The 6,774-nt window shown below is 65.3% G+C and carries 7 protein-coding genes and 1 pseudogene; 4 read left to right on the top strand and 4 right to left on the bottom strand.

What is annotated here, in order from left to right; genetic code table 11:
- From E5X34_RS18245 to E5X34_RS18260, 4 genes and pseudogenes are all read left to right on the top strand, one after another.
- Positions 1-356, top strand: a pseudogene (locus tag E5X34_RS18245) (ABC transporter substrate-binding protein); the annotation flags it as partial.
- 48 nt (positions 357-404) lie between these two features.
- The gene (locus E5X34_RS18250) at positions 405-1,868 is read left to right on the top strand and encodes a sugar ABC transporter ATP-binding protein (RefSeq protein ID WP_292567490.1); all 1,464 of its coding nucleotides are present in this window, start codon (positions 405-407) and stop codon (positions 1,866-1,868) included.
- Between the two features lies 1 nt (position 1,869).
- Positions 1,870-2,847, top strand: a complete 978-nt coding sequence (locus E5X34_RS18255; RefSeq protein ID WP_292567492.1) for an ABC transporter permease — start codon at positions 1,870-1,872, stop codon at positions 2,845-2,847.
- A gap of 3 nt (positions 2,848-2,850) precedes the next feature.
- Positions 2,851-3,798, top strand: a complete 948-nt coding sequence (locus tag E5X34_RS18260; protein WP_292567494.1) for an ABC transporter permease — start codon at positions 2,851-2,853, stop codon at positions 3,796-3,798.
- A 41-nt stretch (positions 3,799-3,839) separates the two neighbouring features.
- Here the strand turns inward: E5X34_RS18260 and ppa are convergent, their stop codons facing one another.
- The 4 genes from ppa to E5X34_RS18280 all read right to left on the bottom strand — a co-directional run bounded on the left by ppa (position 3,840) and on the right by E5X34_RS18280 (position 6,586).
- On the bottom strand, positions 3,840-4,373 hold the full coding sequence (ppa, locus tag E5X34_RS18265; RefSeq protein WP_112101830.1) for an inorganic diphosphatase: 534 nt from the start codon (positions 4,371-4,373) through the stop codon (positions 3,840-3,842).
- A gap of 159 nt (positions 4,374-4,532) precedes the next feature.
- Positions 4,533-5,042 (bottom strand): GNAT family N-acetyltransferase, encoded by a 510-nt coding sequence (locus E5X34_RS18270; RefSeq protein WP_040991512.1) that lies wholly within the window; start codon positions 5,040-5,042, stop codon positions 4,533-4,535.
- 104 nt (positions 5,043-5,146) lie between these two features.
- Positions 5,147-5,785 carry a TPM domain-containing protein gene (locus tag E5X34_RS18275; RefSeq protein ID WP_292567501.1) on the bottom strand — a complete coding sequence of 213 codons (639 nt, stop codon included), beginning with the start codon at positions 5,783-5,785 and terminating at the stop codon, positions 5,147-5,149.
- Between the two features lie 6 nt (positions 5,786-5,791).
- The gene (locus tag E5X34_RS18280; RefSeq protein ID WP_292567504.1) at positions 5,792-6,586 is read right to left on the bottom strand and encodes a YgcG family protein; all 795 of its coding nucleotides are present in this window, start codon (positions 6,584-6,586) and stop codon (positions 5,792-5,794) included.
- Positions 6,587-6,774 lie beyond the last annotated feature (188 nt).

Raw genomic sequence — 6,774 nt, forward strand, 5'->3', positions numbered from 1 at the left:
GCGGCGACGGTTATGGCGCGGCGCAAGCCTTCGCCGCCGCCGGCAAGCCGCGCCCAACCATCATCATGGGCAACCGGCAGGACGAGCTGAAGTGGTGGAAGGAGCAGAAGGAGAAGGACGGCTACAAGACCTGGTCGGCCTCGATCGCGCCCGGCGTGTCGACGCTCGCCTTCTGGGTGGCGCAGCAGGTGCTCGACGGCCACAAGGACATTCCGCACGATCTCCTGGTGCCCTATCTCGCCTTCACCCAGGACGATTTCGAGGCCGCGCTACCGAAGATCAAGGAGGGCGGCGTCGCCACGCACGAATACACGCAGGAAGAGGCTGTCGCGGCGATCAAGGCCAACATCAAGTAATGGCGGCGTGAATTTGCCAGCCGCATCGCCAGCCGGGTATCGTTGAGCATGCTCAAGGCAAACACCGACATCGTCAGGCTGAACGGCGCCGAAAAGCATTTCGGCGCCGTTCGGGCGCTTAACGGCGTCGACTTCCATGTCGGCGCCGGCGAATGCGTTGGGCTTGTCGGGCACAATGGCGCCGGCAAGTCGACGCTCATGCATATGGTCGCTGGCACGCTGCGGCCGGATGGCGGGCAGATCGCGGTGCGCGGCAATCAAGAGGCGAGCTATTCCGTGGCCCGCGCGCTGGAACTCGGCATACGCTGCGTGTTCCAGGAACTGTCGCTCTGCCCCAACCTCAGCATCGCCGAAAACACCCGCATCAATCATCCCAAGCTCGCCGGTTTCGGCTGGCGGCGCAGGGCGGCCGATCTCATCCGCGCCAAGCTCGACGAGATCTTTCCTGACCACGGCATTTCGGCGGACGACATTGCCGGTGATCTCTCGATCGGAAGGCGGCAGATGGTCGAGGTGGCGCGCGCCTTCACGCTGACGCGCGAGCCGCTGCATCTGGTCATCCTCGACGAGCCGACCTCGTCGCTCGACGCGCACACCGCAGGGCAGTTGCTTTCCTTCGTCCGCCGCTTCGTCGAGGCAGGTGGCAGCTGCATCCTGATCTCGCATGTGCTGGGCGAGGTGCTCCAAAACGCCGACCGCATCGTGGTGATGCGCGACGGCAAGGTGGTCGCGGCCGACGCCGCAAGGGCTTTCGACCGCGACAAGCTCGTCGCCGCCATGGGCGGCGCCGAAGGCCATCAGAAGACCGCCGCCGAGGCCCGCAAGACCGAGCCTGGCGCGCTCAAGGTGCGAGCGCGCCCGGCGAGGCAGCAGGACGGCAAGGAGCTTGTCGCCCGGGCCGGCGAGATCATCGGCCTCGCCGGGCTTGCCGGCCATGGCCAGACCGATCTTTTGCTGGCGATCTTCTCGGCGGCTTCCCGCGCCAAGGCCGGCATAGAGGTCACGGCGCCCGTGGCGCTGGTCGCGGGCGACCGCCAGTCGGACGGCATCTTTTCGCAATGGTCGATCGCGCAGAATATCGGCATCCGCTCGCTGGCCAAGCTGCGCAACGGCCTTTTGATCTCGCCGCAGCGCGAGGCCGAGCTGGCGGAATTCTGGAAGCAGAAGATCGGCATCCGCACGCCGGACATGAACAACAACATCTATTCGCTCTCGGGCGGCAACCAGCAGAAGGCGCTGTTTGCCCGCGCGCTCGGCTCCGACGCCGAAATCGTCCTGATGGACGATCCGATGCGCGGCGTCGATATCGGCACCAAGCTCGAAGTCTATGACCTCGTGCGCGAGGAGGCCGCCAAGGGCCGGACCTTCCTCTGGTACACGACCGAAACCGAAGAGCTCGACAATTGCGATCATGTCTATGTCTTCAAGAACGGCCGCATCGTCGCCAATCTCGGCCGCGACGAGCTGACGGAGGAAAAGATCATCCAGTCCTCGTTCGGCGATGCTGCCTGACATGACCGCGATCACTCCCGGCACACTCCCGAAATCCTCACCACGCGGCACTGCCGCCAGGGCGCGCCTGCTGCGCGGCCTTTTGCCGGCCTTGTCGCTGGCGCTGGTGCTGATGGCGATCGCCTGGCTCAACCCGCGCGCCATCAGCTATTTCGGCTTCAACCTGATGCTCAACCTGGCGATCCCGATCGCGTTGGCGACGGTCGCGCAGATGTTCGTCATCGCCGGCAACGAGCTCGACCTGTCGATCGGCACCTTCGTCGGCTTCGTCGGCTGCGTCACCGCGACATGGCTGAGGGATGCGCCGCTCATCGGCATACTCGTGCTGCTCGGCTCGATCGGTGTCTACGCATTGCTCGGCGCGCTGATCCATCTGCGCAATTTGCCGTCCATCGTGGTGACGCTCGGCATGAGTTTCGTCTGGCAGGGGCTTGCCATCCTCGTCTTGCCCAAGCCCGGCGGCAAGGCGCCGGACTGGCTGCTTTCGATCATGTCCTTCAAGCCGCCTTACATTCCATTCCCGATCCTGGCCGCGCTGATCATCGCGGCGATCGTGCATTTCGGCCTGATGCGCACCTCCTATGGCGTCATCCTGCGCGGCTCCGGCGGCAACGCGGCGGCGCTGAGGCGCGCCGGTTGGTCGTTGCTCAAGACCAAAATCGTGCTCTTCGCGCTGACCGGCCTGTTCGGCGTTCTGTCGGGCATGGCGCTGATCGGCATCACCACGTCGGCCGACGCCAATATCGGCAATGGCTACACGCTGCTCTCGATCGCCGGCGTCATCCTCGGCGGCGGCGAGTTCGTCGGCGGCCGCGTGTCGCCGATCGGCGCCGTGCTCGGCGCGCTGACGCTGGCGCTCGCGGCCTCGCCGCTTTTGACCTTCATGCACATCCCGCCCGACTGGCAGGTCGCCGCCAATGGCGCGATCCTGATCATCGTGCTGGCGGCGCGCGTGCTGATCAGCCGCAGGGAGCGGTAGGCGATGACCTCGGTGCGGACGCTGCTTGAAAAACCCTGGCTCTGGTCCTTTGTCGGCGCCCTCGTCGTCTGGCTGGCAACCGTTGCCTTCACCGGCGGCTATGGCGCCGGCGGCATGGTCACGGCAGCACTTTCGCTCGCCGTCTTTACCGTCATCGTCGGCGTCGGCCAGATGTTCGTCATCACGCTCGGGCCGGGCAATGTCGACCTGTCGCTGCCGGCCAATATCGGGCTGGCCAGCGCGGTCGCCATGAAGGTGATGGGCGGCAGCGATTCAATGATCGTCGTCGGGCTGCTCGCGGCGCTCGCCACGGGTGCTGCGATCGGCGCCATCAACTATCTCTTGATCTGGGCGCTGCGCATCCCGCCGATCATCGCGACGCTGTCGGCGAGCTTCATCATCCAGTCGGTCGACATCAGCTATGGCCGCGGCCTGCAGATCAAGCCGCCGCCGGGCTTCGCCGACTTCACCAACTGGCAGGTGCTGGGCATTCCGGTGCTGGCGATGCTGACGGTGGTCTTCACCATTGGCGCGGCCTTGGCGCTGCAGCGCATGATCTTTGGCCGCTCGGTACTGGCGATCGGCCAGAACATCCGCGCCGCCTGGCTGGCCGGTGTCCATGTCGGCCGCATCCGCTTCCTCACCTACACGCTGTGCGGGGCGCTGGGCGGCATCGACGGGGCGCTGCTCGCCGGCTATTTCCGCGGCGCCAATGTCGATATCGGCAATGAGTACCTGCTCGCCTCGATCGCGGTCGTCGTCATCGGCGGCACCTCGGTCGCCGGCGGCAAAGCCAATGTCCCCGGTGTCTGGGGCGCCGGCCTGTTCCTCGTGCTCCTGCTCACCATGCTCAACACATTCGGCGTCAGCGCCGGCGTGCGGCTGGTGCTGACCGGGCTGATCATCGTCGGGGTGATCACCGCGGCCGGCGGCGAAAAGGCGGTGCGGTAAGGGCCCCGCCTGGCGTTTGCCAGTAAGGCGACCGCCTCGCCCTATTTGGCGGCCTTCGCTCGGGCGATGGCGTCGACGATCATCTTCTTGGCATATTTGGAATCGTGCCAGCCCTCGATCTTGACCCATTTGCCGGGCTCGAGGTCCTTGTAGTGCTCGAAGAAGTGCTGCACCTGCTGTCGCGTGATTTCCGGCAGATGCGTGTATTCGGTGACGTTCTCGTAGCGCAGCGTCAGCTTGGGCGAGGGGACGGCGATCACCTTCTCGTCCTGGCCGGCATTGTCTTCCATGATCAACACGCCGATCGGCCGCACATTGATGACGCAGCCCGGCACCAGCGCGCGGGTGTTGCAGACCAGGACGTCGATCGGGTCGCCGTCGCCCGACAGGGTGTGCGGCACGAAGCCGTAGTTGCCGGGATAGCGCATGGAGGTGTGCAGGAAGCGGTCGACGAACAAAGTGCCGGCCTCCTTGTCCATCTCGTATTTGATCGGCTCGCCGCCGATCGGCACCTCGATGATGACGTTGACGTCGTCAGGCGGGTTCTTCCCGGTGGCAATCGCTTCGATACGCATGGTCAAATCCCTCTCTAGATTGAAAGGACCGATAGCGGGGGACGCGTCATGGCGCAATGCGTCGAATAGTGCGCAGCGCTAATGGAAGCGCACACAGTTTGTAATCGATTGTAATCTGATGCGTGTCCCAAACCGCCCGGCAGTTTTGGGACGGCGACGCTAGTCGTTCCAGACGAAGGCGACCTTCTTCAGCGCCTTCTGCTCGAAGACCTCGACGCCTTCGGCGATATCGCGACCGCCATTCCCGGCATAGAAGGCGAGGGCGTTGTGGTTGTCTTCCAGCGCCCACACCACAAGGCCGCGCAGGCCGTGGTCGGCAAGCCTGGCCTTGGCCGCCTTGAACAGGCGGCTGCCGAGCCCTATGCCCTGATATTCGGGCCGCAGATAGAGCTCGTAGATCTCGCCCTGCTGCCGGAGCTCGCGGGCGCGGTTCTTGCCGATCGTGGCATAGCCGGCGACGGTCCCGCCGATCTCGACAACCAGCACGGTGGCGGCGCGGCGAATTGCGTTGGCCCACCAGTCGACGCCGCGGCGGTTGATCATCGAGGTCAGCGTGCGGTGCGGGATGATGCCGGAATAGGCGCCGCGCCAAGCCTGCTGGTGCACCTCGGCGATGGCGCTCGCGTCGCGCGGCTCTGCCTTCCGGATGTCGATAGTCAGCGTGTTCATGATTGGTTAACCATAAACCCGCATCAGCGGATTGCAAAGAGTCCCCCGACAAGCCTCGACGCTTTCGCACAGGCCAAAGGCGCGTCCGCGGAGCAGACGCCGTATCAGATCTCGACGAGATGATCGTCGAGCTCGTTGGTGTCGCCCTGGGTGACCGGAAAATGCTCGGCGAGCACCGCGCCGACCGATTCGACAGCCTTGACGAAGCCGTCCGCTAGCCGGTCGTCGCCGGCATGCTTCGTCAGGTCGCGCACAACGCCGTCCCAGACATGCTGGCCGACCTTGGCGTCGATGCCGGAATCGGCAACAACCTCGGCATAGCGCTCGGGGATGGAGACGAAGATGAGCACGCCGGTGCGCGCCTGCGTGCGGTGGACATTGCGCGCCAGGAACTGCTTCATCGCATTGGCATGCGCGGCCTGATAGCGCAGCCTTCGCGGCACGAAATGAATGCGCAAGGCGGGCAGGAACCAGAGCAGGGCGAACACCGAAGCCAGCGCCAGCAGCTGCGCCAGCACGAAATGCGGCAGCCGGATGGTCAGCCACAAGCCCTCCAGCCCATAGGCGACGGCGAGGCTGGCGATGAACAGGCCGATCGTCGTGGTGAAAGCGGCCGGAAAGAAGTAGCCGTCGCTGGCGCGAGCGACGACGCAGTAGATCTCGCCGTCGGTCTTCAATTCGGCCGTGCGGATCGCCTCGGCGATGCGGTCATGGTCTTCGGCGCTGATCGGTCGCGTTGCCATGGTGCCTCACCAGCTTCCCGAAGAGCCGCCGCCGCCGGACGAGCCGCCGCCACCGGAAAATCCGCCGCCGCCCGAGGACCAGCCACCGCCGCCTGACGACCAGCCGCCGCCACCCGACGACCAGCCGCCCGAGGAAGAGCGCCGGTTCTGATCGAAAGTCATGCCGAGCCAGCGGTAGCGGCCCGGTCCGATCTTCTGGCCGAAGATCGGCGGCAACACCGTCATCGCGATGCCGCCGAAGAAGATCAACGCCCAGATGGTGATGAAGATGGCGAAGAACAGGTCGTCGGAGTTGAACGGCGCCTGCTCGTTGCGCTTGCCGCGCGCCTCCAACTCTTCGGGATTGCCCTCCAGCACCATGATCATGTCGTCGACGGCCTTGGTGATGCCGCCGGAGAAGTCACCGGCGCGGAAGGCCGGCACCATGTCGTTCTCGATGATCAGCTTGGTGTGCAGGTCGGTCAGCGTGCCTTCCAGCCCATAGCCGACCTCGATGCGCATCTTGCGGTCGTTCGGCGCGACCAGGAGCAGCACACCGTTGTTTTCCTTGGCCTGGCCGAGCTTCCAGAAGCGGAACAGCCGGTTGGCGTAGGGTTCGATCTCCTCGCCGCCGAGGCTGGGTATCGTGGCGACGACGATCTGGTCGGAACCTTTTGTCTCGAAGTCGGCAAGCTTCTGGGTCAGCGCCGCGCGGGTGCCGGCATCGACGATGCCGGCATTGTCGACGACGCGGCCGGTCAGCGCGGGGAGGTCGGCAGCGAAGGCGGCGAGGGGGAGGACGAAGAGGCAGAAGCTCAGCAAAACGCCAATGAAGGCATTCTGTCGCGCCCCCCTCTGGCCTGCCGGCCATCTCCCCCACAAGGGGGGAGATTGGCGGTTCGGCCGCCGGCTCTCCCCTTCAGAAGTCGGAGATTGGCGAAAGCCAACGTGACATCCAATCTCCCCCCTTGTGGGGGAGATGGCCGGCAGGCCAGAGGGGGGCGCGAAGG

Source organism: Mesorhizobium sp., assembly GCF_004963255.1.
Classification (GTDB): Bacteria; Pseudomonadota; Alphaproteobacteria; order Rhizobiales; family Rhizobiaceae; genus Mesorhizobium.

Bases quoted from the DNA above. Each gene is read 5' to 3' on its own strand.
- E5X34_RS18250 (WP_292567490.1), top strand. From the start codon at position 405: ATGCTCAAGGCAAACACCGACATCGTCAGGCTGAACGGCGCCGAAAAG.
- E5X34_RS18255 (WP_292567492.1), top strand. From the start codon at position 1,870: ATGACCGCGATCACTCCCGGCACACTCCCGAAATCCTCACCACGCGGC.
- E5X34_RS18260 (WP_292567494.1), top strand. From the start codon at position 2,851: ATGACCTCGGTGCGGACGCTGCTTGAAAAACCCTGGCTCTGGTCCTTT.
- ppa (WP_112101830.1), bottom strand. From the start codon at position 4,373: ATGCGTATCGAAGCGATTGCCACCGGGAAGAACCCGCCTGACGACGTC.
- E5X34_RS18270 (WP_040991512.1), bottom strand. From the start codon at position 5,042: ATGAACACGCTGACTATCGACATCCGGAAGGCAGAGCCGCGCGACGCG.
- E5X34_RS18275 (WP_292567501.1), bottom strand. From the start codon at position 5,785: ATGGCAACGCGACCGATCAGCGCCGAAGACCATGACCGCATCGCCGAG.